At 75.3% G+C, this 25,220-nt stretch carries 23 protein-coding genes and 1 pseudogene; 9 read left to right on the top strand and 15 right to left on the bottom strand.

Features of this window, described 5'->3' with window-relative positions:
* Positions 1-10: 10 nt before the first annotated feature.
* Genes DER29_RS17430 through DER29_RS17420 form a run of 3 tightly spaced genes read left to right on the top strand, consistent with a single transcriptional unit; the run spans position 11 to position 5,741 of the window.
* Complete coding sequence (locus tag DER29_RS17430; RefSeq protein ID WP_121398287.1) at positions 11-2,464, top strand: glycoside hydrolase family 3 C-terminal domain-containing protein; 2,454 nt, start codon at positions 11-13, stop codon at positions 2,462-2,464.
* On the top strand, positions 2,461-3,519 hold the full coding sequence (locus DER29_RS17425; protein WP_121398286.1) for a LacI family DNA-binding transcriptional regulator: 1,059 nt from the start codon (positions 2,461-2,463) through the stop codon (positions 3,517-3,519). The genes DER29_RS17430 and DER29_RS17425 overlap by 4 nt, the downstream gene beginning before the upstream one ends.
* Positions 3,516-5,741: a glycoside hydrolase N-terminal domain-containing protein gene (locus DER29_RS17420; protein WP_121398285.1), complete on the top strand. Its 2,226-nt coding sequence runs from the start codon at positions 3,516-3,518 to the stop codon at positions 5,739-5,741. Before DER29_RS17425 ends, DER29_RS17420 begins: the two co-directional genes overlap by 4 nt.
* A gap of 57 nt (positions 5,742-5,798) precedes the next feature.
* Here DER29_RS17420 and DER29_RS17415 read toward each other — a convergent pair whose 3' ends face one another.
* Genes DER29_RS17415 through DER29_RS17400 form a run of 4 tightly spaced genes read right to left on the bottom strand, consistent with a single transcriptional unit; the run spans position 5,799 to position 9,176 of the window.
* Positions 5,799-6,308, bottom strand: a complete 510-nt coding sequence (locus DER29_RS17415; protein WP_121399297.1) for an NUDIX domain-containing protein — start codon at positions 6,306-6,308, stop codon at positions 5,799-5,801.
* Between the two features lie 10 nt (positions 6,309-6,318).
* Entirely contained in the window at positions 6,319-7,143 is an 825-nt protein-coding gene (locus DER29_RS17410) for an SDR family oxidoreductase (RefSeq protein ID WP_121398284.1), read from the bottom strand.
* Positions 7,140-8,465: an NAD(P)/FAD-dependent oxidoreductase gene (locus tag DER29_RS17405; protein WP_121398283.1), complete on the bottom strand. Its 1,326-nt coding sequence runs from the start codon at positions 8,463-8,465 to the stop codon at positions 7,140-7,142. Before DER29_RS17405 ends, DER29_RS17410 begins: the two co-directional genes overlap by 4 nt.
* Positions 8,466-8,525: 60 nt before the next feature.
* A complete protein-coding gene (locus tag DER29_RS17400) occupies positions 8,526-9,176 on the bottom strand; it encodes a TetR/AcrR family transcriptional regulator (protein WP_233599878.1) in 651 nt (216 codons plus the stop codon).
* A 70-nt stretch (positions 9,177-9,246) separates the two neighbouring features.
* Here DER29_RS17400 and DER29_RS17395 point away from each other — a divergent pair, with 70 nt between their 5' ends.
* Together DER29_RS17395 and DER29_RS17390 are read left to right on the top strand one after the other, a co-directional pair.
* Complete coding sequence (locus tag DER29_RS17395; protein ID WP_121399295.1) at positions 9,247-10,596, top strand: MFS transporter; 1,350 nt, start codon at positions 9,247-9,249, stop codon at positions 10,594-10,596.
* 202 nt (positions 10,597-10,798) lie between these two features.
* The gene (locus DER29_RS17390; RefSeq protein ID WP_121398282.1) at positions 10,799-11,926 is read left to right on the top strand and encodes a hypothetical protein; all 1,128 of its coding nucleotides are present in this window, start codon (positions 10,799-10,801) and stop codon (positions 11,924-11,926) included.
* 171 nt (positions 11,927-12,097) lie between these two features.
* Here the strand turns inward: DER29_RS17390 and DER29_RS17385 are convergent, their stop codons facing one another.
* From DER29_RS17385 to DER29_RS17370, 4 genes are read right to left on the bottom strand one after another with little or no spacing between them, the layout of a single operon-like run.
* Positions 12,098-12,520 (bottom strand): hypothetical protein, encoded by a 423-nt coding sequence (locus DER29_RS17385; RefSeq protein ID WP_121398281.1) that lies wholly within the window; start codon positions 12,518-12,520, stop codon positions 12,098-12,100.
* Between the two features lie 11 nt (positions 12,521-12,531).
* On the bottom strand, positions 12,532-12,789 hold the full coding sequence (locus DER29_RS17380; protein WP_199729336.1) for a hypothetical protein: 258 nt from the start codon (positions 12,787-12,789) through the stop codon (positions 12,532-12,534).
* A complete protein-coding gene (locus DER29_RS17375; protein WP_233599876.1) occupies positions 12,789-13,247 on the bottom strand; it encodes a DUF2089 domain-containing protein in 459 nt (152 codons plus the stop codon). Before DER29_RS17375 ends, DER29_RS17380 begins: the two co-directional genes overlap by 1 nt.
* Before the next feature lie 45 nt (positions 13,248-13,292).
* Positions 13,293-14,285, bottom strand: a complete 993-nt coding sequence (locus DER29_RS17370; protein WP_121398278.1) for a YafY family protein — start codon at positions 14,283-14,285, stop codon at positions 13,293-13,295.
* Between the two features lie 62 nt (positions 14,286-14,347).
* Here DER29_RS17370 and DER29_RS17365 point away from each other — a divergent pair, with 62 nt between their 5' ends.
* The 4 genes from DER29_RS17365 (at position 14,348) to DER29_RS17350 (ending at position 17,485) form a co-directional block, all read left to right on the top strand.
* Positions 14,348-14,965 (top strand): DinB family protein, encoded by a 618-nt coding sequence (locus DER29_RS17365; protein ID WP_121398277.1) that lies wholly within the window; start codon positions 14,348-14,350, stop codon positions 14,963-14,965.
* 76 nt (positions 14,966-15,041) lie between these two features.
* Positions 15,042-16,142, top strand: a complete 1,101-nt coding sequence (locus tag DER29_RS17360) for a winged helix DNA-binding domain-containing protein (RefSeq protein WP_121398276.1) — start codon at positions 15,042-15,044, stop codon at positions 16,140-16,142.
* A 54-nt stretch (positions 16,143-16,196) separates the two neighbouring features.
* Complete coding sequence (locus DER29_RS17355) at positions 16,197-16,787, top strand: pyridoxamine 5'-phosphate oxidase family protein (RefSeq protein ID WP_121398275.1); 591 nt, start codon at positions 16,197-16,199, stop codon at positions 16,785-16,787.
* A gap of 356 nt (positions 16,788-17,143) precedes the next feature.
* Positions 17,144-17,485: an RNA polymerase-binding protein RbpA gene (locus DER29_RS17350; RefSeq protein ID WP_007460094.1), complete on the top strand. Its 342-nt coding sequence runs from the start codon at positions 17,144-17,146 to the stop codon at positions 17,483-17,485.
* A 63-nt stretch (positions 17,486-17,548) separates the two neighbouring features.
* Here the strand turns inward: DER29_RS17350 and DER29_RS17345 are convergent, their stop codons facing one another.
* The 7 genes and pseudogenes from DER29_RS17345 to DER29_RS17315 form a co-directional block, all read right to left on the bottom strand.
* Positions 17,549-18,076 carry an FxsA family protein gene (locus DER29_RS17345; RefSeq protein ID WP_121398274.1) on the bottom strand — a complete coding sequence of 176 codons (528 nt, stop codon included), beginning with the start codon at positions 18,074-18,076 and terminating at the stop codon, positions 17,549-17,551.
* A gap of 85 nt (positions 18,077-18,161) precedes the next feature.
* Positions 18,162-18,968, bottom strand: coding sequence for a polyprenol monophosphomannose synthase (locus tag DER29_RS17340; protein ID WP_121398273.1), 807 nt, complete (start codon positions 18,966-18,968; stop codon positions 18,162-18,164).
* An 8-nt stretch (positions 18,969-18,976) separates the two neighbouring features.
* Positions 18,977-20,634: pseudogene (gene lnt, locus DER29_RS17335) on the bottom strand (apolipoprotein N-acyltransferase); the annotation flags it as partial.
* 479 nt (positions 20,635-21,113) lie between these two features.
* Positions 21,114-22,451: a glutamate mutase L gene (locus DER29_RS17330; protein ID WP_121398271.1), complete on the bottom strand. Its 1,338-nt coding sequence runs from the start codon at positions 22,449-22,451 to the stop codon at positions 21,114-21,116.
* The gene (locus DER29_RS17325; RefSeq protein ID WP_121398270.1) at positions 22,448-22,840 is read right to left on the bottom strand and encodes a hotdog domain-containing protein; all 393 of its coding nucleotides are present in this window, start codon (positions 22,838-22,840) and stop codon (positions 22,448-22,450) included. Before DER29_RS17325 ends, DER29_RS17330 begins: the two co-directional genes overlap by 4 nt.
* The gene (locus DER29_RS17320) at positions 22,837-23,613 is read right to left on the bottom strand and encodes an OAM dimerization domain-containing protein (protein ID WP_121398269.1); all 777 of its coding nucleotides are present in this window, start codon (positions 23,611-23,613) and stop codon (positions 22,837-22,839) included. The genes DER29_RS17325 and DER29_RS17320 overlap by 4 nt, the downstream gene beginning before the upstream one ends.
* Positions 23,610-25,196 (bottom strand): lysine 5,6-aminomutase subunit alpha, encoded by a 1,587-nt coding sequence (locus DER29_RS17315; RefSeq protein WP_121398268.1) that lies wholly within the window; start codon positions 25,194-25,196, stop codon positions 23,610-23,612. Before DER29_RS17315 ends, DER29_RS17320 begins: the two co-directional genes overlap by 4 nt.
* Positions 25,197-25,220 lie beyond the last annotated feature (24 nt).

Genomic DNA, 25,220 nt, shown 5'->3' with positions numbered 1-25,220 from the left:
GACACCGACCATGACCGACCACCCCGCCCCCTCCCCGCAAGCCCTCGTCGACGACCTGCTGGGCCGGCTCACCCTGCCGGAGAAGCTCGGCCTGCTGCACCAGTGGCAGGCGCCCGTGCCCCGGCTCGGCCTGCCCCCGTTCCGCACCGGCACCGAGGCGCTGCACGGCGTGGCGTGGCTCGGGAAGGCCACCGTCTTCCCGCAGGCCGTCGGGCTCGCCAGCAGCTGGAACCCCGAGCTGGTCCGGGCCGTCGGCGCCGCCGTCGGCGACGAGGTCCGCGCCAAGCACCACGCCGACCCCGAACGGGTCGGCCTCAACGTCTGGGCGCCGGTGGTCAACCCGCTGCGCGACCCCCGCTGGGGACGCAACGAGGAGGGCTGGTCCGAGGACCCGTGGCTGACCGGCCGGCTCGCCACCGCGTACGCCCAGGGACTGCGCGGCGACCACCCGCAGCGGCTGCGTACGGCGCCGACGGTCAAGCACTTCCTCGCCTACAACAACGAGACCGACCGGGCCACCACCTCCAGCGACCTGTCCCCCCGGGTGCTGCACGAGTACGAGCTGCCCGCCTTCCGCGCCCCCCTCGCTGCCGGCGCGGCCGTCGCCGTGATGGCCTCCTACAACCTGGTCGACGGGGTGCCGGCGCACCTGAGCCCGCTCATCGAGAACGAACTGCGCCGCTGGACGCCCGAGGAGCTGATGGTGGTCGGGGACGCCGGCGCGGTGACCAACATCGCCGGGGTGCAGGGCCACCTGCCCGACCACGTCAGCGGCTTCGCCGCCGCCCTGCGCGCCGGGATCGACAGCTTCACCGAGGACGACGCCGACAGCGCCCCGACCATCGCGCGACTCACCGAGGCGCTGGACCGGGGACTGATCAGCGTGTCCGACGTGGACCGCTCGGTCCGGCGGATCCTCACCGTCCGGGTCCGCCTCGGCGACCTGGACCCGCCGCGCGACGACCCCTTCGCCGGCGTCGCGCCGGACGTCGTCGACCGCCCCGCGCACCGGGACCTGGCCCGCGAGGCCGCCCGCCAGTCGATCGTGCTGCTGCGCAACGACGGGCTGCTCCCGCTGACCGACACGGGGCTGCGGGTGGCCGTGCTCGGCCCGCTGGCCGACGCCGTGCACACCGACTGGTACAGCGGCACCCTGCCGTACGCGGTGACCGCGTACCAGGGATTGGCCGAGCGGCTGTCCACGGTCACCACCCACCCCGGCACCGACCGGATCGCGCTGCGCGTCGGCGGGAAGTACGTCGGCTGCCCGGACAGCCCCGACGGCGGCCCGCTGACCGTCGGCGCCGACGCCACCGGGTTCGACGTGTTCGACTGGGGACGCGATGTGGTGGCGCTGCGCGCCGCGGGCAACGGCCGGCACGTCGGAGCCGACGAGGCCGGCACCCTCGCCAACGACCGCCCGGGACCGGGCGGCTGGGTGGTGCGCGAGACCTTCCGCTTCCACGACGGCCTCGACGGCACGGTGCTGCTGCACCACCTCGCCACCGACCGGTACGTCGCCGTCGACGCGCACGGGCGGCTGCGCGCCGATGCCCCGACCCCGGGCGACGCGGCCCGGTTCACGGTGGAACTGCTGGTCGACGGGGCCGCCGAGGCCGCCGCCCTGGCCGCCGCCGCCGACGTGGCGGTGGTGGCGCTGGGCAACCACCCGATGGTCAACGGCCGGGAGACCGAGGACCGCGTCGACCTGGCCCTGCCCACCGGCCAGGAGGCGCTGCTGCGGGCGGTGCACGCCGCCAACCCGCGCACCGTGCTGGTGCTGACCAGCAGCTACCCGTACGCCGTCGGGGAGGCCGGCACGCACCTGCCGGCGGTGCTGTGGTCCGCGCACGGCGGCCAGGAGCACGGCACCGCGCTGGGCGACGTGCTGCTGGGCGACGCCGAGCCCGGCGGCCGGCTCACCCAGACCTGGTACGCCGACGCCGCCGAGCTGCCCGACCTGCTCGACTACGACGTGATCGGCTCCGACGCGACCTACCTGTACCACCGGGGCGATCCGTTGTACCCGTTCGGCCACGGGCTCAGCTACACCCGCTTCGACTACGCCGGCCTGCGGTTGAGCGTCGCCGAGGCCCGCGCGGGCGAGGAGGTCGAAGTGAGCGTCGAGGTCACCAACGCCGGCGACCGGCACGGCGAGGAGGTGGTCCAGCTCTACACGCGCCAGCGCCGCTCCCGCGTCAAGCAGCCGCTGCGCCAGCTGCGGGACTCCGCCCGGATCAGCCTCGCGCCGGGGCAGCGGCAGGTGGTCCGGCTGCGGCTGCGTACCGCCGAGCTGAGCTGGTGGGACGAGACCCGGGGCCGCCGCGTGGTGGAGGACGCCACGCACACCGTGCTCGTCGGACGCTCCGCGCGCGACGTGCGGCTGGTCGGCGCCCTCGCCGTACGCGGCGACGAGGCGACCGACGGCCGGGCGGCCGTGCCGGCGTCGGGGCGGGCGCGGTGAGCGGGTCGCGCGGGCGCCCGTCGCCGGAGCAGCCGACCATCGCCGACGTCGCCCGGCACGCCGGGGTCGCGGTGAGCACCGTGTCGTACGTGCTCAGCGGCAAGCGCGCCATCTCCGAGGTCACCCGCAACCGGGTGCTGGCCAGCATCCGCCTGCTCGGCTACCACCCGCACGCCGGCGCGCGGGCCCTGGCCAGCCGGCGGGCCAACGTGATCGCGCTGGTCCTGCCGCTGCGCGCGGGGATGCAGGTGCCCGTGGTGATGCAGTTCGCCATGGCCGTGGTCACCACCGCCCGCCGCTTCGACCACGACGTGCTGCTGGTGACCTCCGACGAGGGGCCCGCCGGCCTGCGGCGCGTCGCCGCCACCGCCCTGGTCGACGGCGTCCTGGTCATGGACGTGGAGCTGGACGACCCGCGGGTGCCGCTGCTGCGGGAGCTGGCCCGGCCCAGCGTGCTCATCGGCCTGCCCGCCGACGCCACCGGCCTGACCTGCGTGGACCTGGACTTCCACCGGGCCGGGTGGGCCTGCGTCGCGCACCTGGCCGGGCTGGGACACCGGCGCGTCGCCCTGCTCGGCGCGCCCGCCGCCGTCTACGACCGGGGCACCGGCTTCGCGCACCGCACCCGCGCCGGCGTGGTCGAGGCCGCCGCCGGGCACGGCGTCGACGCGGTGACGCTGCCCTGCGAGGAGGGGGCCGTGGCCGTGCGCCGCAGCCTCACCGACCTGCTGGAGCGCCACCGGGACGTGTCGGGGCTGATCGTGCAGAACGAGGCCGCCGTCGACCCGGTGCTGGCCACGCTGCCCGCCCTCGGCCGGCGGGTGCCGCAGGACGTGTCGGTGGTGGCCGTCTGCCCCGACCGCTTCGCCGAGCAGGCCAGCCCGATGCTCACCGCAGTACCCGTCCCCGCCGAGGAGATCGGCACGCAGGCCGTCTCGCTGCTGATGCGCAAGCTCGACGGCGAGGCCGTGCCGGAGGTCACCCTGCTGCCACCCCGGCTGACCGTACGCGACAGCACCGCCGCCCCCGCCCCGACGGCGAGGGCCGGCCGGTGACGGCCGGGCCGTCCCTCGCCGCGCACCGCATCGTCGACACCGCCCCCGCCGCCCGCTGGGAGGACGCGTTCCTCTCCGGCAACGGCGAGGCCGGGATCATGGTGTACGGCCGGCCGCACGCCGAACGCATCATCGTCAACCACCACCGCTTCGTCCTGCCCAACGGCACCCGCGACGCCCGGCCGCCCGAGCTGGCCGCCCTGCTGCCGCGCATCCGTGAGCTGATCCTCGCCGGCCGGCGCGCCGAGGCCAGCCGGCTGCTCGCCGGCGACGGCGTGCTGCGCTGGACGCAGTCGTTCCACCCCGGCTTCGCCCTCACCGTCGACGCCGTCGCGCCCGGCCCGGTCGGCGACTACCGGCGCCGCACCGAGTTCACCACCGGGGAGGTCGTCGTCGAGTGGTCGGGCGGCCGTCGGCGCTCGTTCGTCTCCCGCGCCGACGCGCTGGTGGTCACTCACGTCGACACCGGCCCCTGCGAGGTGGGCGTCACCGGGGACCTGCCCGGCCGGCCGGAGTCGGTGCGCTACGGCGCCACCGCGTACCGCCGGGGGGATCTGGTCTTCCTGCGGGTGCGGGGCCGCTACCCCGACGCGGGCGGCGCGTACGGCTTCGAGGGGCTCACCCTGCTGTGCGGCGACGTGGCGGTCGTCGGCGACGACCGGGTGGCGGTGCGTGGCCCGGCGCTGCTGACCACGGTGCTCGACCGCCCCGACACGCCGCCGTGGCGCACCGGCGACCTGGAGGACCGGCTGGCGGCGCACGCCGGCGACGACTACGAGACCCTGCTGGCCCGGCACGCCGCCCTGCACGGGCGCGCCTACCGGCGGGTGAGCCTGGACCTGCGGGTGCCGGACGCGCAGCGGCAGCGGCCCGTGGGCGAGCTGGTCGCGGCGCAGAACGCCGACCCGGGCATGCTGCGGCCGGCGCTGCTGGAGCGGCTGTTCCACGCCGGCCGGTACCTGCTGCTCAGCTCCAGCGGCGTGCTGCCGCCCCGGCTGACCGGGCTGTGGCTCGGCTCGTGGGACGCCGCCTGGGCGGGCGACTTCACCACCGACGCCAACCTGAACCTGCAACTGGCCGGCGCGAACCTCGGCGCCCTGCCGGAGGTGACCGCCGCGCACGCGAACCTGGTACGCGGCCAGGTCGACGACTGGCGGCGCAACGCGCGGGCCATCTACGGGGCCCGGGGCCTGCTGGCGCCCAGCCGCACCGACGGCGAGCACGGCCATCTGTTCCACCTGCACGAGGACTGGCCCTTCGCCGCGTGGCTGCCCGGCGCGGACTGGCTGCTGCACCCGCTGCACGAGCACCACCTGGTCACCGGTGCGCCCCTCGGGGAGGTGGCCGGCTGGCTGGCGGAGGTGGCGGACTTCTTCGCCGACCTGCTCACCGTCACCGACGAGACGGGCACGGTGGTCGTCGTGCCGTCGTACTCGGCGGAGACCGGCCCGTACGACGAGCGGGGGCGGGCGGTGCACGTGGCGGTGAACGCCACGATGGACATCGCCGCCGCCCGGCACGCCCTGCGTACCGCCGCCGAGGTGACCGGCTCGGACCGGTGGGCGGGGCTGCTTGCGCGGCTGCCCGCGTACCGGGTGGACGGGCGCGGGGCGCTGGCTGAGTGGGCCTGGCCCGGCTACCACGGCGACGACGACCACCGCCACGTCAGCCACCTCTACCCGGTGTGGCCGCTGGACGAGATCAACCCGGACGACACCCCCGAGCTGGCCCGGGCCGCGCACCGGGCGCTGACGCGCCGCGGCGACGAGAACCTCTCCGCGCACGGCAGCCTGCACCGGGCGCTGGCCGCCGCCCGGCTGCACGACGGGGCGCTGACCGCCGGGAACCTGCTGAAGATCCTCGGCAACGACATGTTCTTCCGGTCCCTGATGAGCGCGCACAACCCGGGCCTGGTGACGTACAACGCCGACGCCGCGCACGCCCTGCCGACGGTGCTGATCGAGTCGCTGGTGCAGTCCCGCCCGGGGCTGCTGCGGCTGCTGCCGGCCGTCCTGCCGGGACTGGACGCCGGGGCGCTGCGCGGGGTGGCCTGCCGGGGGCGCGTCACCGTCGAGGAGCTGTCCTGGTCGCCGGGGCGGGTGCGGGCCCGCCTGCTCTCCCCCGTCGCGCAGCGGATCAGCGTGCGCAGCCCGTACGGCGGACGGGACGTGGACCTGGCCGCGGCGACGCCGGCGGAGGTGGCCTTCGACGCCCCCGGATGAGCGGCGCTCGACGTCGAGGCCGGGGGCCGTGCCCGCACGCCCTGCGACGGCGGGTGGTCAGAGCGCGTCGGGCCGGTCGAGCGCCGGGTGCCGCTCGCCGGGAGCGGCGTGCCAGACGGGGGCGTCCTCGCGCAGCGCGGTGTCGACGCGCAGCCGCGCCCACTCGTCGATCTCCGGCAGGTCGGCCGGGTCGAACCAGGCCACCTCGGTGGACTCGTCGTCGTTGACGCGCGGCTCGCCGCCCACCGCCCGGCACCGGAACCACACGTTCAGGTATTCGCAGACGTCGCCGTTGGGGTAGACGACGGGGTGGGTGGCGACGCCGGCGACCCCGTCGACGCGCACGTGCACGCCGGTCTCCTCGTACACCTCCCGCACGACCGCGTCGGCGGGTTGCTCGCCGGGGTCGATGAGGCCGGCGGGCACCGACCAGCGGCCGTTGTCGGCGCGTCGGGCCAGCAGCACCCGCCCGGCGTCGTCGCGCACGACCGCGCTGACCCCGGGCAGCAGGAGCAGGTCGTGACCGACGTGGGCGCGCAGCCGGGCGACGTACGGGGAGATGGCCACGCCGGCCACGCTAGCCGGTGGCGTCGCGGTGCCGGCGCAGCATCCCGGCGGCCAGCGGCGCGGCGTCCAGGTCGCCGGCTGCGATCCGGGCGGCGACGGTACGGCGCACGAGCCGGTCGGCCAGCGCCGGAGCGTGCCGGGCGAGGGCCAGTTCGAGGCGTCCGCGCCGGGTGGTGGCCACGTCCCGGGGCGCCCGCCGGGCGGTGGCGGCGCGCAGGATCGCGGCGACGACCCCCTGCACCGGTTCCGGGCGGGACACGCCCCGCAGGGACAGGCCGGCGTCGGCGGTGCTGTCGTGGATCGGCGAGGCGACCATGCTCGGGTAGACGACGCTCACCCCGACGTGGGTGCCCACCTCGTGGCGCAGCGCGTCGGCGTAGGCGACCAGGGCCCGCTTGCTGACCCCGTAGGCGGCGGCCAGCGGCAGCGGCAGCAGGGCCATCCGGCTGGCGACGAAGACCACCCGGCCGCGGGCGGCCTCCAGGGCGGGCAGCGCGGCGGCGGTGGCCCGCCAGGCGGCGAGCAGGTTCACCTCCAGCTGTTGGCGCACCACCGCGTCCGGTGCCAGCTCGGCCGGGGCGGGGCCGCCGACGCCGGCGTTGTTGACCAGCAGGTCCAGCCCGCCGAGCCGGTCCACGGCGGCGGCGACCGTGGCCGGCACGGCGGCCGGGTCGGTCAGGTCGCAGCCGAGCACCGGCACGCCGCCGACGGTGCCCGGCCGGCGGTCGATGCCGACGACCCGCGCCCCGGCGGCGGTGAACGCGGCGCACAGGTGCCGGCCGAAGGTGCCGCTGGCCCCGGTGACCAGCACCCGGCGGTGCACCAGCCCGCTCATGCCGTGGCTCCGGTGGCGCGGGCGCGGCGGGCGCCGGCGGTCAGTTCCCGCCTCAGCTCGGCCAGGTACGCGTCGAAGTCCACCCGCATGGCGGGTCGACGCTGTCCCCAGCGGGCGGTGGCGGCGCGCAGCTCGGCCCGGCAGGCGGCGCGCTGTGCGTGCGGCTCGGGCAGCGCGTAGCGGCCGGACAGCTGCGCCGCGACCAGCTTGGCCTGCGCCTCGACGAGCGGGAACGCGGCGCCGGTGGACTGCATCAGCCCGACGAACGCCAGCCCGGGCGCGTCGAGGTGGAACACGTGCCGGTACAGCGGCAGGGTGTCCGCCCCGTCGCCGAGCAGCGCGGGGTCGAGGAACGGGATCTCCACCCGGTAGCCGGTGCACCAGATCACCAGGTCGACCTCGTCGACGCGGCCGTCGGTGAAGGTGACGCGTTCGCCGTCGAAGGCGGCGATGCCGGGGCGGGGCTCGATCTCGCCGTGGGTCAGCCGGGACAGCAGCCCGTCCGACAGCGTCGGGTGGTCCTGCAGGAAGCCGTGCGCGGGGGCGGGCAGGCCGTAGCGGGTGGGCGCGCCGACGGTCGCGGTGAGCAGCCGCTGGGTGATGCGCTGACGCAGCCGCCACGGCAACCGCCGGGCCAGGGCGCCGTTGAGGGTGTCCGACGGGCGGCCCAGGAGGTGTTTCGGCACCACCCAGACGCCCCGGCGCAGCGACAGCAGGGTGCGCCGGGCCGCGTACGAGGCGTCCACGGCGATGTCCATGGCGGAGTTGCCGCCGCCGACGACCAGGACCCGCCGGCCGGCGAGCTGTTCGGGCCCCCGGTAGGCGTGGCTGTGCAGCTGCTCGGCGGTGCAGGCGCCCGGCGGGGTGGGAGTGGGCGGTTTCGGCACCCGGTTGTGGCCGTTGGCGACGACGACGGCGTCGACGCTGACCTCGACGCCGCCGTCGGGTCCGTCGGCGTGCACCGTCCACCGGCCGTCGCCGCCGCGCTCGACCCCGTCGACGGTGTGCCGCAGCCGCACCGCGTCGTGCAGCCCGAACCGGTCGGCGTAGTCGGTGAGCCAGCCGGCGACGCGGGCGTGGTCGGGGTAGTCCGGCCAGTGCGCCGGCATCGGGTGGTCGACGAACTCGGTGCGTGCCTTGCTGGTGTTCAGGTGCAGGGTCCGGTACGCGGGCGAGCCGGGCGCCCCGTACACCCAGAGGCCACCGACCCGGTCGGCCGCCTCGAAGCCGACGGCGGGCACGCCGACGTCGGCGAGCGCCTTGAGGGTGGCCAGTCCGGCCGCGCCCGCGCCGATGACCGCCACGGACGGCTGCGCACCCATCGCCGACTCCTTCCCATTAATCCAACGTGCGTTGGATAATGGCCCGGTGCGGGCGGTACGTCAAGGCGTCGCCGGCCCGTACAGCCCGTCGAGGAAGCGGTGCACGAAGGTGCGGAACTCCCGCCGCTCGCGCGCCTGCGACCCCCCGCCGGCGGCCAGGGCCACCACGTGCCCGTGCACCGCCCACACCAGGCTGCGCACCGTCACGTGCGGCGTCGGCTCGACCAGCGCCCCGGCCGCCGCGGCGGCGGCGAGCAGGTCGGCGACGAGCCGGTACAGCGGGGCCGCGTACCGCTCGTCGAGTTCGGCGTGCCGTTGCGGCTCCAGCCAGCGGCGCAGCCACAACGCGGTGGTCTCCGGCCGGTCCTCCAGGAAGTCCACGAACACGTCCACCAGGTCGTGCAGCGCGCGCCGGACCTCGGCCGGCCCGCTGTCCAGCGCCTGCCGGGCGCGCCCGGCCGCCGCCTCGAGCGCCTCCCGCTCGGCGGCGAAGACCCGCGCGAAGCAGGCGTCGTAGAGCTGCGCCTTCGTACCCGTGTGGTGCGAGACCGTGGCCACGTCGACGCCGGCGGCCGCCGCGACCTCCCGCAGCCCGACGGCGTCGAAGCCCCGCCGGGCGAACAGCGCGGTCGCGGCGGTGAGCACCACCTCCCGGGTCGGTCGGGTCTCGTCGCGGCGGGGCCGCCCGGGTCGACGGCGGGGCATGGTCATGGCCGCCATTCTGCCCCTACAATCCAGCATCCGTTGGATTGCGGGCGGCGTGCCCGCCGAGGAGGCCGCCATGACCGGGCTCGACCAGCAGCCGGCCGGTACGGACACCACCACCGCCCTGCCCCGCGGGCCGTTGCTCGGCTTCGCCGCCGGTTCCCTCGGCATGGGCGTCTGGGTGACGGTCCCCGGCCTGCTGCTGCTCTACTTCCTCACCGACGTGCTGGCCGTCGCCCCCTGGCTGGCCGGCCTGGCGCTGCTGCTGCCGAAGGTCGCCGACGTGCTGCTGCACCCCTGGATCGGGCACCGCTGCGACGTCGAACAGGCACGCCGGGGCGACCGGCGTCGGCTGCTGCTGCTCGGCTGCGCCCTGCCGCTGGCCTTCGCCACCCTGTTCGCCGTGCCCGGCGCGCTCACCGGCGCGCCGGCCGCCGCCTGGGTGGCGCTCGCCTTCGTCGCCGGCAACCTGCTCTTCGCCGCCTACCAGGTCCCCTACCTGGCCACCCCCGCCGACCTGCGGATCGGCTACCACGAGCGGACCCGGCTGATGGCCTTCCGGATGGTGGTGCTGACCCTCGGCATCCTCGCCTCCGGGCTGCTGGCACCCCTGCTGGCCGGCGGCGAGGACGCCACCCGGGCCGGCTACCAGCGGATGGGCGTGCTGCTGGCCGTCGGGATGCTGGCCGCCATGCTGGTCGGCGTGGCCGGCATCGCCCGGCTGCGCCGGGCCGCCGCCGCGACGCCCGCACCGCACGGCGGCGGCTGGCGGGGGCTCGTCGTGGCGCTGCGCGACCGGCAGTTCCGTTGGCTGGTCGCCGCGTACCTGGCCATGTCCACCACCACCCACCTGGTCCTGGCCGCGGTGCCCTACTACGCCGAGTACGAGCTGGGCCGCCCCGGGCTGACCACCGTGCTGGTGGCCGCCTTCGTCGCCCCGGCGCTGCTGGTCACCCCGGCCTGGCTGACGCTGGCCCGCCGCGTCGGCAAGCAGCGGGCGCTGCTGGGCGCCCAGGGCGCCTTCGCGGCCGGCTCGCTGGTCCTCGCCGTCGGCCGCCCCGCGGGGCTGCCCGTGCTGGTGGCCGCCGTGGCGGTGCTCGGCGTCGCCTTCGCCGGCATGCAACTGCTGCCGTTCTCGATGGTGCCCGACGTCATCCGGGCGGGCGGCGGCGCCGCCGGCACCTACACCGGGGTCTGGACGGCCACCGAGGCCACCGGCGCGGCGCTGGGCCCGTGGGCGTACTCGCTGTGCCTGGCCGCGGGCGGGTTCGTCGCCTCCACCGCCGGCGAGGGCGTCACGCAGCCCGACGGCGCGCTGACCGCGATCCGCTGGGGCTTCGGGCTGCTGCCCGCCGCGGCGATGCTCGCCGCGCTGCTGCTGCAACGCCGCTACACCCTGGACCGCACGGCCCGCACGGCCGGCTGAGCATCCCCACACACAAGTCCGCGCGGTGCGCACCGCCGGCGGCCCGCCCCGCAGCGCCGGCCCGCACCGCCCACGCCGCAGGCGGTCCGCCGCGCGTCGGGCGGGCCGGGGTCGCTCCGGCCCCGGGGGGCGGTCGCTCATGCCCGGGGGCGCGGGGCGCTGCGCCGAGGGCCACCGGGCCCGGCAGTAGACTCCGCCCTCGATGGACGCCGAGCCCACCCCCGCCGAGACCCGCCCCTGCGCCCACTGCGGACGCCAGGTGCCGCAGCGCGTCGGCGCCGGCCGGCCGTTCCGCTACTGCCGCGACAACGACGGCGCCTGCCAACGGGCCTCGCGCAACAGCCGGATGCGGCACCGCAACGCCCCCGGCCTGCCCGGTCAGGTGGCCCGCACCTGGGAGGCGGTGGACCGGCTGGAGCAGGTCGCGGAGACCCTTGCCGACGCCCTGCACGCCGAGCTGTCCCCGGTCGGGGTGGAACGCCAGCTCGCGCAGGCCCGCGCCGACGCCGCGACGCAGGTCGCGGCGGCCCAGACCGAGCGCGACGAGGCCCGCCGCGACGCCGAGGACGCCGCCGCGGCCGCCGTCCGGGCCCGCGAGGAGGCCCGGTCCGCCGCCGCCGAACGCGACGCCGCCCACGACGAGGCCCGGCGCGCCGCCGAGCGGGCCACGGCCGCGGTCGAACGCGCCGACCGCGCGGAGGCCGCCCGCGACGACGCCCGCCGGCAGGCCAGCGCCGCGGAGGCCCTGCGCACCCAGGCCGAACGCGACCGCGACATGGCCCGCCACGAGCTGCGTGCGCTTCGCGCCGAGATCGACGCCGAACGCCGCCGCGCCACCGAACTCACCGGCGAACGCGACGCCGCCCGCGCCGACGCCGACCGGGCGACGCGCGCCGCCACCGAGGCCCTCGACCGCGCGCAGCGCCTGCACGCCGAGGCCGAGCAGGCCCGCGAGCGTGCCGGACAGGCCCGCGTCGAGGCCGACGCCGCCCGCACGGCCGCCGCCGAGGCCGACACGGCCCGCCAGCGCGCCGCAGCCGCCCACCGGGAGGCCGAGGCCGCCCGTCAGCGCGCCGAGGCGACCGCCGAGCAGGCCCGCGCGGAGCTGGCCGACCTCGCCGGCCGGCACGACACGCTGCGCGCCGACCTGGCCGCCGCCCGCGAGGCCGCCGAGGGCCGCGTCGAGGACCTGACCGTACGGCTGCGCGCCGCCGAGACCGACCGCGACGAGGCGCAGCGGCGCACCGCCCAGCTGGCCGACCAGGTCAGCCACCTCGCCGCCGCCCTGGCCAACCTCGGCGCCCCCGGCCCCGCCCGGCGGGCGCCGTGAGCGAGGCGCACGCCCCGCACCGGCGCGGGTCCGCCCGGTGTCGACGTCGACCCGGCCGGCTGCGCGGCTAAAATTCAGGTTCGCAGTTCAACCGTGCTCTGCGTTAGCGGACGCGGCCTCGGGAGGGTGTTCCCGCACCCTCGCCGAGGGTCCGTCGCACTGCGACGGCGGCTACTCGCAGAAGACACGCACCTTGGCATCGGGCTGGTCGACCTCCACGGTCATCTCGTCGAGGTGCTCCACGAGCGTCTCGAGCTGTTCCGGCTTGAGCTGCGTCAGGTCCAGCGGCACACCCGACCTGTGCAGCTCGGCGTTGGCCTGACCCAGCGCCTGCGGCGGGACCAGGGCCGCCAGCCGCACGCCGGCCCGCAACAGTTGCAGCGGCACCCGCACGTTGACCCGGCCTGGCTCGCCGTCCTCGACGGTGTCCACCACCACCCGCAGGTACTTCGCCTTGTTTCTGGGCCGGGCGTCGACTCTTGAGGCCGCCGGCGGGTGGTCGCGTTCGAGCGCAGCGAGGAGCTGCTCGGCCTCCGCCGCGGTGATCCTGCCCTCGGCCAGCATGTCGAGAATGTCCTTGCGTTGTTCGGTCATCGGTTCTCCTCCTATTGGATGGCGACGAGCACGGCCGTGCGGCCCTGCTCGATGTCGACCCGGGTGCCGGGCAGCGCGGACACGACGTGCCAGGTGGTGGCGAGCGCGCGCGCCACGCTGACGCGGTACGCGAGACAGGCCACGGCCGCCACCAGCACGACCAGGACCACGAGCGGTGCGCACACGAGCACGACGGGAAGCACCGGGACCCGGATCCGGACGGGACGGCCGGACGGGCGGCGCACCCGTACGGTCACCGACCGCAGCATCACGCGCGTCCCTCCAGTTCGGCGACCGCCTGCTGCGCGGTGATCTCGCCGCGGCGCAGCCGGTCGATGACGTCGGCCCGCGACGGGGCCGGATCGGTCTCGACGAAGTCGAGCATCTGCGTGATCCGGTTGAGTCGTGACTTGACCGTCGGGTAGCTCACCCCGAAGATCCGCTCCATCTCCTTGATGGAGCCGTGGCACCGGACGAACGCCGTGACGAAGACCTGGTCCTCGACGTTGAGCTGGGCCAGCTGCGGTAGCTCGAACTCGCCCTCGATCGCGACGCCGTTGCCTGCCAGGCGCACCCGCTCGACGACGAACGGCTGGCCCCGGGTCAGGTTCGTCAGTTCCTGCCAGTCCATCGCCCGCTCTGTCATGCCTAAAGTTATATCTGCCAAAACCTCAATTTTGAAGATGTCGACCTTGATTTTATCAATCTGGCGCTGTGGTTGGCTCATTGTCGGCCACCTGCCCCGCCGGCCACGTGGTCGTCGCCGCGCACCTCACGACGGGGCAGCGGCGTCGGCGTAGCGGCGGGCCAGCCGCGCGAAGGCGTCCCTGAGCTCGGCCGGGCCGACGACCTCGATGTCGACGTCGAAACGGCCGATGGAGGCGGCCAGACCCACCCACGACCACGAACCCAGGACGAGCCGGCAGCGGTGCGGGCCGAGTTCCTCGACGAGCGCGTCGTGGAGGTACCCGGACACCACCGCGGCCGGCAGGTCGAGGATCACCTCCCCGCGGCAGGGCCAGCCGTCGGCGCCCCCGGAGCCCCGGAACCGGCTGGTCACGAAGGCCGCCACGTCACCTCCGGGCAGCTCACGCGGGGTGAACCGGGGCCCGGTGGGGGTACGCGGGCTGATCCGGTCGGCGCGGAAGGTGCGCCAGTCCCCGCGGTCGAGGTCCCACGCCACCAGGTACCAGCGTCCGCCCCACGTGACGAGGTGGTGCGGCTGCACCCGGCGCGGCGCAGGCAACCCACCGTCGCCGTCGGCCTCCGGCGGGGTCACGGGGGTGTAGTCGAAGCGCAACACCTCGCGGGCGTGCACGGCGGCGCCGAGCGCGATGAGCACGCCGCTGTCGACCTGCCGGCCCGCTCGCGTCGGGGACCGCTCGACGGCGGTGACCCGGAGGACGTCGATGCGGTGGCGCAGCCGGGCGGGCATGACCTGCCGGACCGTGTGCAGTGCGCGCGCCGCGGCCTCCTCGATGCCGGCGCCGGCGGTGGTGGCGCTCTGCAGCGCGATGGCCAGGGCCACGGCCTGCTCGTCGTCGAACAGCAGCGGCGGCAGCTGCGCACCGGCGACGAGGCGGTAGCCACCGTCGGGTCCCTTGACGGCCGCGATGGGATAGCCGAGCTCGCGCAGCCGCTCGACGTCGCGCCGTACGGTGCGCGCGCTCACATCCAACCGCGCCGCCAACAGCGCCCCCGGCCAGTCCCGGCGGGCCTGCAGCAGCGACAGCAACGCCAGCAGGCGCGCGGAAGTTTTCGGCATTCCCCCATGGTGCCCGCAGAAGCGGACACATCCTGTCCGCTTCGACTGCGAACGTAGGTCACGTGCCCACCGACGACAAGAAGGACCCGAACGCCGTGACCGACACCGCCACCGCCACGCCCCCGTCGACCCTCGACCCCGAGCGGGCCGACCTGCTCTCCGCGCTCTCGACCGCCCGATCCGCCCTGACCGGCACCGTCCGCGGCCTCACCGACGAGCAGCTCGGCCAGCGCCCGACGGTCAGCGCGCTGTGCCTGGGCGGGCTGGTCAAGCACGTCGCGGCCATGGAGCAGTCGTGGCTGCGCTTCGTGGTCGAGGGCCCCTCGGCCATGTCCTTCGCCCTGCCCGAGGGGGTCACCTGGGCCGACATCACGGCCGGTACGGCCCGCGAGGTGCCGCAGTGGCTCGTCGAGCACGAGGCCGGCTTCCAGATGCTGCCCGGCGAGACCCTGGCCGGGATCCTCGACCACTACGCGCAGGTCGCCGCCCGCACCGAGGAGACCGTCGCCGCCGTCGCCGACCTGTCGACGACCCACCCGCTGCCGCCGGCGCCGTGGCACGAGGTGACGGGGGTGCTCAGCGTACGCGGGGTGCTGATGCACGTCATCGCCGAGACCGCCCAGCACGCCGGGCACGCCGACATCCTGCGCGAGAGCCTCGACGGGCAGCGGGCCACCTGAGCGCCCGGCGTCCCGACCACCTGAGCAGGACCCGCCCGAACCCGTCCCGTGGATCCGCAGGGAAGACGTGCACCCGATGACCGTTCTCGACAGCCGGGCGCTCAACCGCGCCACCCTGGCCCGGCAGCTGCTGCTCGACCGCGCCGACGTGCCGGCCCTCGACGCCGTCGCGCACCTGTGCGGCCTACAGGCGCAGGAACCGCAGGAGCCGTTCGTCGGGCTCTGGTCCCGGGTGCGCGGGTTCGACCCGGCGGCACTGTCGGGCCTGCTGACCGGCCGGCGTGTGGTGCGGATGCACCTCATGCGCCGCACCGTGCACCTCGTCACCGCCGACGACGCACTGGCGTGGCGGGCCCGCCACGACGGCATGCTGCGCCAGCGGGTACTCGGGGTCTACCGTCACGAACTCGCCGACGTGGACCTCGACGAGCTCGCCACGGCGGGCCGGGAGGTGCTGGCCGACGGCGAGCCCCGCTCGATGACCGGGCTCGCGCGGGAGCTGGCCGACCGGTGGCCGGCACCGGGACCGAGGGCGCTGGGCGAGATGCTGCTCGCCGCCCTCGTCCCGGTGGTGCAGCTGCCGCCGCGCGGGCTGTGGCGCACGACCGCGGGCGTACGCAACGTGCTGCTCTCCTCCTGGCTGGGCCGCGAGATCGACCCGCCGGCCCCGCCCGGCTGCGACCCGGTCGGCGAGGCGCTCGTGCGGCGCTACCTGGCCGCTTTCGGTCCGGCCTCGACAGCCGACCTGCGCGCCTGGTGCGGCCTCGCCGGACTGCCGGCCACGGTGGCCGCGATCCGCGACGAACTCGTCGCCTTCCGCGACGAGCGCGGGCGGCGGCTGTGGGACCTGCCCGACGCGCCGCGCCCCGACCCCGACACACCCGCCCCGGTGCGGTTCCTGCCGGCGTTCGACAACGCGCTGCTCGGCTACCACGACCGCAGCCGCATCGTCGACGACGCCCACCGTGGCCTGTCCGTCGCCGGCGCCCGCGTCGTCCTGGTCGACGGCCGGGTCGCCGCGACCTGGAGCGTCGCGGCCGACACCGTGCTCGTCGCCCCGCTGCGCCGCCTCTCCCGCGCCGAACGCGCCGCCGTGGCCGAGCAGGGGCGGGCGCTGGCGTCGTTCCTCTCCGACGACGACAGCGACCGCGTACGCATCGCCGCGTCCACGCCCTGAGCACCGCACCACCCGGGGGCAGCGCAGGGACCGTCACCGGGCCATGATGCGGAGGTGGGAAAGACATACGAGCGCATCGAGGGCCGGCTGCGCAGCTTCATCGAGGACCAGCCGCTGTTCTTCACCGCCACCGCCCCGCTGTCGGGCGACGGCACCATCAACCTGTCGCCGAAGGGACTGCGTGGCTCGTGGGCGGTCGTCGACGCGCACACCGTGGCCTACCTGGACTTCGCGGGCAGCAACGCCGAGACGATCGCGCACCTGCGGGAGAACGGCCGGATCACGCTCATGTGGTGCGCGTTCGACGGGCCGCCGAACATCGTGCGGGTGCACGGGCGCGGTGAGCCGGTGTTCCGTGACGACCCCCGCTGGGGCGAGTTGGTGGGTTACTTCCCGGACATCGACGCGAGCGTCCACGGCCTGCGGGCGATCATCGTCGTGCGCGCCGAACTGATCCGCGACACCTGCGGCTACGCGGTGCCGTTCATGTCCTACGACGCCGACCGCGACCTGCACGCCCGGCGCTTCGCCCGGGAGGACGACGCGTCGCTGAGCGACTACTTCGCCGGCAAGGACCACGTGGCCCGCAGCATCGACGGGCTGCCGGGCCTGCCGCTGCCGCTGCCACCGACCCCGGCGGCCTGAGCCGGCCGCCGCGTCGCTGTGCCGTTCCCCGCGAGAGTCGCTGTGCCGTCGCCGCGCGGAGGAGCGGGCCGGGCTTTCACGTGAGCGGCCGCAGCGTCGGTCGGGGTGCGCATCCACGCGGCGCGGCCGGCGCGTCACCGGCCGCCGCGACCTGCGCCGCCTCGGGGCGGCTACCATCGCCGGTGGCACAGCGGAAACACGCCACCCGCCCGGCCCGGCCCGGGGCGACCCCGTCGGGCGGCTGGCGTGGCCGGCTACCCTTGTGCAGGCCCGCCCGGCGTCCGGGCGGGAATGGCCCGGCGGGAACGGACCGTTACACCGAGAAGACCAGCACCACGAACGAGGGGAAGTCGATCATGGGCGAGCGTATGCTGCGTGGCAGCCGTCTGGGCGCGGTCAGCTACGAATCCGACCGCAACACGGAGCTCGCGCCGCGTCAGACCCGCGAGTACCTGTGCGCCAAGGGCCACCAGTTCGAGGTTCCGTTCGCCGTCGACGCCGAGGTCCCCACGACCTGGGAGTGCAAGTTCGACGGCAGCGTGGCCCGGCTGGTCGACGGCAACGAGCCGGAGCAGAAGAAGGCCAAGCCGCCGCGCACCCACTGGGACATGCTGCTGGAGCGGCGTTCCATCGCCGAGCTGGAGGACATCCTCGCCGAGCGGCTGCAGGAGGTCCGCACCCGTCGCGGTCGCGCCTGAGCCGCACCTGGGACGCCACGGCGCCCCGGGAGCATCCGCTCCCGGGGCGCCGTCGTGTCCGGATCAGTTCCGGCCGGGCTCGACGATCTCACCCTCGATGGCACGACCCCCGTCGACAACGACGGTCGGCTCGGCAGCCGGCTGCGGCTGTGCCGGCTGCGGCGCACCCCGACGCACCCGCACCCGGCGCGGCCCGAACAGGTCACCGGCGACCATCGACGACACCCGCCGCTCCGCGGCCCGCTGCACCCCGTTGCGGGCCAGCCGGCGCACCGGCGGCACCAGCAACGACACCCCCACCAGGCCGCTGAGCAGGCCCGGCATCGCCAGCAGCAGCGCGCCGAGCAGCCCGACGAGACCGTCGGTGACCTGCCGGCCCGGCGGCTGACCGGCCTGCGCGGAGGCCTTGAAGCCACGCCAGGCGCGCATCCCCTCCCGACGCAGCAGCACCAGCCCCAGCAGCGACACCGCGAACACCGCCAGCAGCGCCCAGCCGAACCCGATAGCCCGCCCCACCACGACGAACACCACCAGCTCCAGCAGCGTCGCCGCCAACAGGGCCAACGGCACAAACCTCAGTCCTCGGCGCATCTCACCCCATTCGCCATCAGCGGCGCCTGCGGCGGGGCCACCCCGCGCGGGCGCCGGCGCCCCGTCCAGCATGACACGCCGCCGCTCAGGGCCACCGCACCTGACCGGTGGGGGTACCGTGCAGGCCCCGCCGCACCGCCAGCCGCCGGTCCTGCACCCCCCACGCCGTGATCCGCCACAACGCCTCCGCCACGATCAGCGGGCTCATCTTGCTGCTGCCGCGCTCCCGCTCGGCGAACGTGATCGGCACCTCGACGATGCGCGCCCCGGACCGGTGCGCCAGCCGGGACAACTCCACCTGGAACGAGTAGCCCTGCGAGCAGACCGACGCCAGGTCGATCTCGTCCAGGGCCGCCAGCCGGTACACCCGGTAGCCGCCGGTCGCGTCGGACAACGGCATGCCCAACACCAGCCGCGCGTACAGGTTGCCGCAGCGCGACAACAGCAGCCGCCGCAGCGGCCAGTTCACCACCCGCGCCCCCGCGATCCACCGGGAACCGATCACCACGTCGGCGTCGCGGGCGGCGGACAGCAACGCGGGCAGGTCCTCCGGGGCGTGCGAACCGTCGGCGTCCATCTCCACCACCGCGTCGAAGCCGCGCTCGCGGGCCCACGCGAACCCCGCCAGGTAGGCCGCGCCGAGGCCCTGCTTGCCCTCGCGATGCAGCACATGCACCCGACGGTCGTCGCCGGCCAGGGCGTCGGCCACCGCACCGGTGCCGTCCGGGCTGTTGTCGTCGGCGACCAGGACCTCCACCGCCGGCGCGGCGCGACGCACCCGCGCCACGATCCGCGCCACGTTGTCGGCCTCGTTGTAGGTCGGGATCACCACGAGCACCCGACCCACCCCCGGATGACCGGTTTCCGTCCGGGTGCCGGTCGTCTCGCCCACCGTCGCTCCCCCTCCGCCGGCGTACCGGCTGGTGTCACCCGGCGTGCGGCCGGCGGCGCAGCACGCCCGCGCCGACCAGGGCCACCACGGCCAGGGTGGCCAGCGCCACCTCCGGCCACAACCCGACCCGCGTGGCCAGGGTGCGCCCGTCGTCCAGCCGCAGCTGCCGCACCACGACCGCTCGGGTGTTGAACCCGGTGGCGTCGCTTACCCGCCCGTCCGGGGCAACGAACCCGGACACCCCGACCGTGGAGGCCATCAACGCCGGCCGGCCGTGCTCGACCGCCCGCAGCCGCACCATGGCCAACTGCTGACGCGCCTCGGCCACGTCGAACGTGGCGTTGTTGGTCTGCACCACCAGCAACTGCGCCCCGCCCGTGACGGTGTCACGCACCACCTCGTCGTAGGCGACCTCGAAACAGATCACGTCGCCGAGCACCGCCGCCCCCGTACGCAGCACCCCCGGCTCGCTGCCCGGCACGAAGTCGGCGCGGACCCGGTCGACCTGCTTGCTGACCATCCGGGCCAGATCACGCATCGGCACGTACTCGGCGAACGGCACCGGATGCCGCTTGGTGTACAGCTGCTCCAGGTCCGGGCCGCTGCCGGGCCGCCACAGGATCCCCGCGTTGCGCACCTGCCCCTCCTCGGGGCCGCGCAGCACCGCACCGACCAGGATCGGGGCGCCGACCGCGTCGGCGGCCTGCGAGATGCGCGCCCCGGCGTCGGTGTCGCGCAGCGGGTCGATGTCGCTGGAGTTCTCCGGCCACACCACCAGGTCGGGGCGGGGCCGCACACCGGCGGACACCTGCCCGGCCAGCTCGATCGTGGCGTCGACGTGGTTGTTCAGCACCGCCTGCCGCTGGGCGTTGAAGTCCAACCCGAGCCGGGGCACGTTGCCCTGCACGATCGCCACCGTCACCGCGTCGCCGCCCCCCGCACCGGACACCGGCACCAGCAGCCCCACCACGGGCACCGCGACCGCCCCGGCCGCCAACCCGGCCACCGGCACCCACCAGCGCCGGCGCCCGCCCCACGGCCGCCACAGCGCCGCGACCAGCAGCCCACCGGTCAGCGCCACCACGAACGTCACCAGCGGCGCGCCACCCCACGCGGCCAGCCGCAGCAGCGGCGAGCCGTCCTGGCTGAACGCCAGCCGCCCCCACGGGAACCCGCCGAACGGAGTGCGGTCGCGCAGCGCCTCCTGCCCCACCCACAACACCCCGGTCACCGCCGGCCAAGTCCACCGCACCCGGTCGACCAGCGGCGAGGCGTACGCGCCCGCCGCGCCCAGCAACGCCAGGTAGCCGGCCTGCAACAGCGACAGCAACACCCACGGCAGGTAGCCGGTGTGCAGATTCGTCCAGCTCAGCAGCGGCGCGAACAACGCCACCCCGGTCAGCAGACCCAACCCGGCGCCCGCGCGTACCCGGCGGCGGTGCGTCGCCGCGGCCAGCAACGCCACCCCCAGCGGCGCGAGCGGCCACAGCCCGTACGGCGGGAACGCCGCCAGCAACGCCAGCCCGGCCACCACCGCCATCGGCGCGGCCACCGGCAACGGCAGCGCCCGTGGCACACCCGCCCGCCCGGCAGGTGGCCCGCTGTCGTCCCCGGTCGGCGCCGGCACCTTCCCCACGATCACGGGCCGAAGGCTACCCGCCGGCATCGTTGCCGCCCCGCCCGCCCGGACGTCACGACCCGTCACGGCCCTTGCGGGCGAATTCCGTCCGCCGACCTCGAACCGAAGGAGGCTCGGACACAAATCGGGGCGCGGCTCGCGCCGCGCCCCGATGCTCCCAGGCCCTTCCCGGCCGGTGGGGCGAGAATGAGCTGCGCCGACCTTCGGACCGACCCGACGCGGACTGGCTGCCCCCGCCTGGCCGTTGTCTACTGGCCGTGCACCTCACCCTGCCCGTACACCGGTAACCGCGGCCGGTTCGCGCCGCCCCGCCGACCCCCGCCCGCTGGACCTGGCCGCCGCGACGCACTGCTCACAATGTCGCTCGGCCAGCGGACGAAGGGACGAAGCGAACAACAGCCGCTTCCCGTAGTAGGACTCAAAGACGGTACGGCGTGGACCCCCGCCGCTGTCAACCCACCCGGGCCTGTCGTGTGATGCACCACGGCGTGTCGCGTCGGCGAGTCTCAATCCGTGGCGAGGTGCCGCCGCAGCAACGCCCCCGCCGCCGCCGGATGCTCGGCGGCCAGCAACCCACCGGCGGCCAACACGTAGTCCACGTCGACGACCGGCCGCGCCGCCCGCGGCAACGGCCACCCACCGGCGTAATCGGCCAGCACCGCACCCAGCACACCCGCCGCGTCCGCCGGCGCGGCGTGCCGCAGCACCCCACCGGAACCCACCAGCAGCCGCACGTCGCGCAGGTCCCGCCCGGCCCGCTCACCCGTGGCCGCCCCCCGCGCGTGCCGCCGCAACGCCACCGTCGCCGCCAGGGCCGCGATCCGGGCGTCCACCGCACGCTCCGCGGCCCCCGCCGGCAGGAACCCCGGATCGCCGGCGCGCACCGCCGCCCCCGCCGCCAGGTCGTCGCCCTGCCCGTCGGTCAGCAACCGCTCCTCGACGGCCGCCCGCACCACCCCCGGCGCGCTCCACCGCATGCCCAGGTCCCCCTCGACGGTACGGGCCCGCCACAGCGACCCCGCCACCTCCCGCCCCGGCCCGGTGGCCCGCTCGTCCGGCGTGAGCACCGAATACACGTCCGTGGTGGCGCCACCCACATCCACCACCACCAGATCACCACCCAGCGTGTCGGCCAGCACCTCCACGCCGGTCAGCACCGCGTCGGGGGTGGCCGCCCGCACCAGCCGCGCGAACCGCGACCCCCGCGACAGCCGCTTCCCACCGATCACGTGCCGCAGGAACACCTCCCGGATCGCCGCCCGCGCCGACGCCGGCGCCAACACCCCGATGCGCGGCAACACGTTGTCGGCCGCCGTCACCGGCACCCGCGCCCCCGCCAGCACCCCGTGCAGGTCGTCGCGGACGTCGGCGTTGCCCGCCAACACCACCGGCACCCGCCAGCGCGCCCTCGCCAGCCGCGTCGCGTTGTGCGTCAACGTCTCGGCGTCACCGCCGTCGGTGCCGCCCACCAGCAGCACCACGTCCGGGCGGGCCGCCCGCAACCCGGCCAGCTCCGCCGCACCGAGCCGACCCGCCGCCACGTGCACCACGTCCGCGCCCGCCGACAGACCCACCCGCCGGCCCGCCTGCGCCGTCACCAGACGCTCGTAGCCCACGACCGCCAGGCGCAACCCACCACCGGCCGACGAGCACACGTACCACGGCACCCGACCCACCGCCAGGCCGGCGGTGGCCGCCGCCACCGCCGCGTCCAGGCCGTGCAGCACGTCCGTGCCCACCGTCGTCGGCGCCGACGCCGACGCCACCAACGCGCCCGCGTCGAGATCCACCACCGCCACCTTCGTGTACGTGGACCCGACGTCGGCGCAGACCGCGTACCTCACGCCACCGGCGGAACGACCACCGTGCCGGTCGCGGTGACCGCCACGATCGGCTCGTCGAGCACCTCCGCCGCCGACTCACCCCGATCCGGGCGCCCCCGGCACACCACCCTCGCGGCGAAGTCGATCGTGCGGCTGCGCGTGCCCACCCGGGTCACCGTCGCCGTCACCTCCAACACGTCACCCGCCCGCATCGCCGCCCGGAACTGCACGTCCGAATACGACGCGAACAGCCCCTCGTCGCCGTCGGTGCGGATACACACCTCCGTGGCCACGTCCCCGAACAACCCCAACGCGTACGCCCCGTCGACCAGGTTGCCGGCGTAGTGGGCGTGCGAATACGGCACATACCGCCGGTGCACGACCGTCAGACCCACCCGGGAATCACTCATGCCTTCGCCCTCTTGTCCGTGATCAACGCGTGCACCAGGAAACTCGCCACCTCACCCGGGGTGGTCCCCCGGCCGAAGATCCGATCCACACCCAACTCGCCGGCCATCGACTCGTCGAAACGCGGCCCACCCACGATCAGCAACGGCCGACGCCCCGCCGGCATCGCCTCCCGGAACGCCGCCGACATCTCCCGCGTGTTGTGCAGATGCGCGTCGCGCTGCGTCACCACCTGCGACACCAGCACCGCGTCCGCGCGCTCCACCCGCGCCGCCTCCACCAACTCCGGCACGCTCACCTGCGCACCCAGGTTCGTGACCTTCAACTCCCGGTAGTACTCCAGGCCCTTCTCCCCGGCGATGCCCTTGACGTTGAGGATCGCGTCGATGCCGACCGTGTGCGCGTCCGTACCGATGCACGCCCCCACCACCGACAACTTGCGCCGCAACCGCCGCTTCACCACCGCGTTGACCTCCTTGGCGCTCAGCAGCGGAAAGTCACGCTCCACCACCTGCACCGCCGACAGGTCCACCAGATGGTTCACCCGCCCGTACACCACGAAGAACGTGAACCCGTCGCTCATCGGCTTGGCGTGCACCAACATCGCCGGATCGATGCCCATCTTGTTCGCCAACTGCACCGCCGCGCCCTCGGCCCGCTTGTCGTGCGACACCGGCAACGTGAACGACACCTGCACCATGCCGTCGCCCGTCGTGTCCCCGTACGGCCGCACGATCTTCTTCCCGGCGTCCCCGCCGGCCTCGACGGCGCTCACGCCCGTGCCACCTCTCCACCCGCCACCGCCGGCGCCTCCAGGATCTCCGTGGCCGGATTGAAGTAGTCCGCCTCGTGCGCGGCCACCCCCGCCAGCCCCTTGCCCCGGTCCGCCGGCCGCTTCATGATCCCGAACGTGCCCTCGGCGATCGCCGTCAACAACGACTGCTCACCGATGCGCTCCAACAGCTCGACCGCCTCACCCAGCACCCGGTTGGCCCGCTGCTGGATGAACCCGCCCGGCGCCGGCACGAAGTCCTCGTGCAACCCACCGGCCGCACCCAGCACGTACCGCACGTTCTGCAGCGCGATGTCCCGATCCGACAACCACGGCGTCACCACCGCCTCGGTCATCATCCCCACCAGCAGGATCCCCTGACCGGTCACCGTCCCCACCAGGTTGAAGAACCCGTCCAGCAGGTTCCCCCGGAACACGTCGCCGGTCATGTGCTTCGTCGGCGGCATCCACTTCAACGGCGCGTCCGGGAACAACTCCCGCGCCAGCAACGCGTGCGCCAACTCCAACCGCAACGACTCCGGCACATCAGGGTTGATCTCGAACGCGTGCCCCAACCCCAACTGCCAGTCCGCCAACCCCGCCTCGTGCGCGAAGAACTCGTTGAGCAACTGCGACACCGTCACCGTGTGCGCCTCGTCCACCGCGTCCGCAGTGGTCAGGTAGTTGTCCTCACCGGTGTTGATGATGATCCCCGCCCGCGCGTGCACCTGACGCGAGAACCGCTGGTCCACGAACGTCCGGATCGGGTTGATGTCCCGGAACAGGATCCCGTACATCGAGTCGTTCAACATCATGTCCAGCCGCTCCAGGCCGGCCAACGTCGCCATCTCCGGCATGCACAGACCCGACGCGTAGTTCGTCAGCCGCACGTACCGGCCCAACTCCCGCGACGACTCGTCCAGCGCCGCCCGCATCAACCGGAAGTTCTCCTGCGTCGCGTACGTGCCCGCGAAGCCCTCCCGCGTCGCCCCCTCCGGCACGTAGTCCAGCAACGACTGCCCCGTCGACCGGATCACCGCGATGACGTCCGCACCCGCCCGCGCCGCCGCCTGCGCCTGCGGAATGTCCTCGTAGATGTCCCCCGTCGCCACGATCAGATAGATCCACGGCCGCTGCTTCGGATCCCCGAACCGCCTCACCAGCCGGTCCCGCTCCGCCCGCCGCCGGTCGATCGCCCGGATCCCCGCACCCACCGCCCGCCGCGCCGCCTTGCGCGCCGCCGTGGCCGCCTTCCTCGTCGGCACCTCGAACCGCACCGACCCGGCCGCCGCCTTCTGCGCCAGCAACGTCACGTCACCGAGCTGCTCCCGGGCGAGCGCGTCGAACACCGGCAACGCCACCCCGTGCCCCAACCCCACGTCCGCGACCACCGCGTCCACGAGCCGGTTCACCCACGGAATCCCGTCCGGATCGGCACCACTCACCCCGGCCAGCCGCAACACCGCACGCTCCACCGACACCGTCGTGTGGCTGCGCGCCAGATCCACCACCGGCTGCCCCGCCCGGCGCGCCAACTCCCGCGCCCGCGCCACCAGCCGCGGATCCAGGTCAAGCTTGCCCGTCACACCGTCACCCCGCTCCGCCCGGCG

It is taken from the genome of Micromonospora sp. M71_S20 (genome assembly GCF_003664255.1).
Classification (GTDB): domain Bacteria; phylum Actinomycetota; class Actinomycetes; order Mycobacteriales; family Micromonosporaceae; genus Micromonospora.
The sequence above is the reverse complement of the archived record's forward strand: the minus strand, read 5'-3'. Positions and strand labels throughout refer to the sequence as shown.

Bases quoted from the DNA above. Each gene is read 5' to 3' on its own strand.
- DER29_RS17430 (WP_121398287.1), top strand. From the start codon at position 11: ATGACCGACCACCCCGCCCCCTCCCCGCAAGCCCTCGTCGACGACCTG.
- DER29_RS17410 (WP_121398284.1), bottom strand. From the start codon at position 7,143: ATGAGCGGGCTGGTGCACCGCCGGGTGCTGGTCACCGGGGCCAGCGGC.
- DER29_RS17405 (WP_121398283.1), bottom strand. From the start codon at position 8,465: ATGGGTGCGCAGCCGTCCGTGGCGGTCATCGGCGCGGGCGCGGCCGGA.
- DER29_RS17400 (WP_233599878.1), bottom strand. From the start codon at position 9,176: ATGACCATGCCCCGCCGTCGACCCGGGCGGCCCCGCCGCGACGAGACC.
- DER29_RS17395 (WP_121399295.1), top strand. From the start codon at position 9,247: ATGACCGGGCTCGACCAGCAGCCGGCCGGTACGGACACCACCACCGCC.
- DER29_RS17390 (WP_121398282.1), top strand. From the start codon at position 10,799: ATGGACGCCGAGCCCACCCCCGCCGAGACCCGCCCCTGCGCCCACTGC.
- DER29_RS17385 (WP_121398281.1), bottom strand. From the start codon at position 12,520: ATGACCGAACAACGCAAGGACATTCTCGACATGCTGGCCGAGGGCAGG.
- DER29_RS17380 (WP_199729336.1), bottom strand. From the start codon at position 12,789: ATGCTGCGGTCGGTGACCGTACGGGTGCGCCGCCCGTCCGGCCGTCCC.
- DER29_RS17375 (WP_233599876.1), bottom strand. From the start codon at position 13,247: ATGAGCCAACCACAGCGCCAGATTGATAAAATCAAGGTCGACATCTTC.
- DER29_RS17370 (WP_121398278.1), bottom strand. From the start codon at position 14,285: ATGCCGAAAACTTCCGCGCGCCTGCTGGCGTTGCTGTCGCTGCTGCAG.
- DER29_RS17360 (WP_121398276.1), top strand. From the start codon at position 15,042: ATGACCGTTCTCGACAGCCGGGCGCTCAACCGCGCCACCCTGGCCCGG.
- DER29_RS17350 (WP_007460094.1), top strand. From the start codon at position 17,144: ATGGGCGAGCGTATGCTGCGTGGCAGCCGTCTGGGCGCGGTCAGCTAC.
- DER29_RS17345 (WP_121398274.1), bottom strand. From the start codon at position 18,076: ATGCGCCGAGGACTGAGGTTTGTGCCGTTGGCCCTGTTGGCGGCGACG.
- DER29_RS17325 (WP_121398270.1), bottom strand. From the start codon at position 22,840: ATGAGTGATTCCCGGGTGGGTCTGACGGTCGTGCACCGGCGGTATGTG.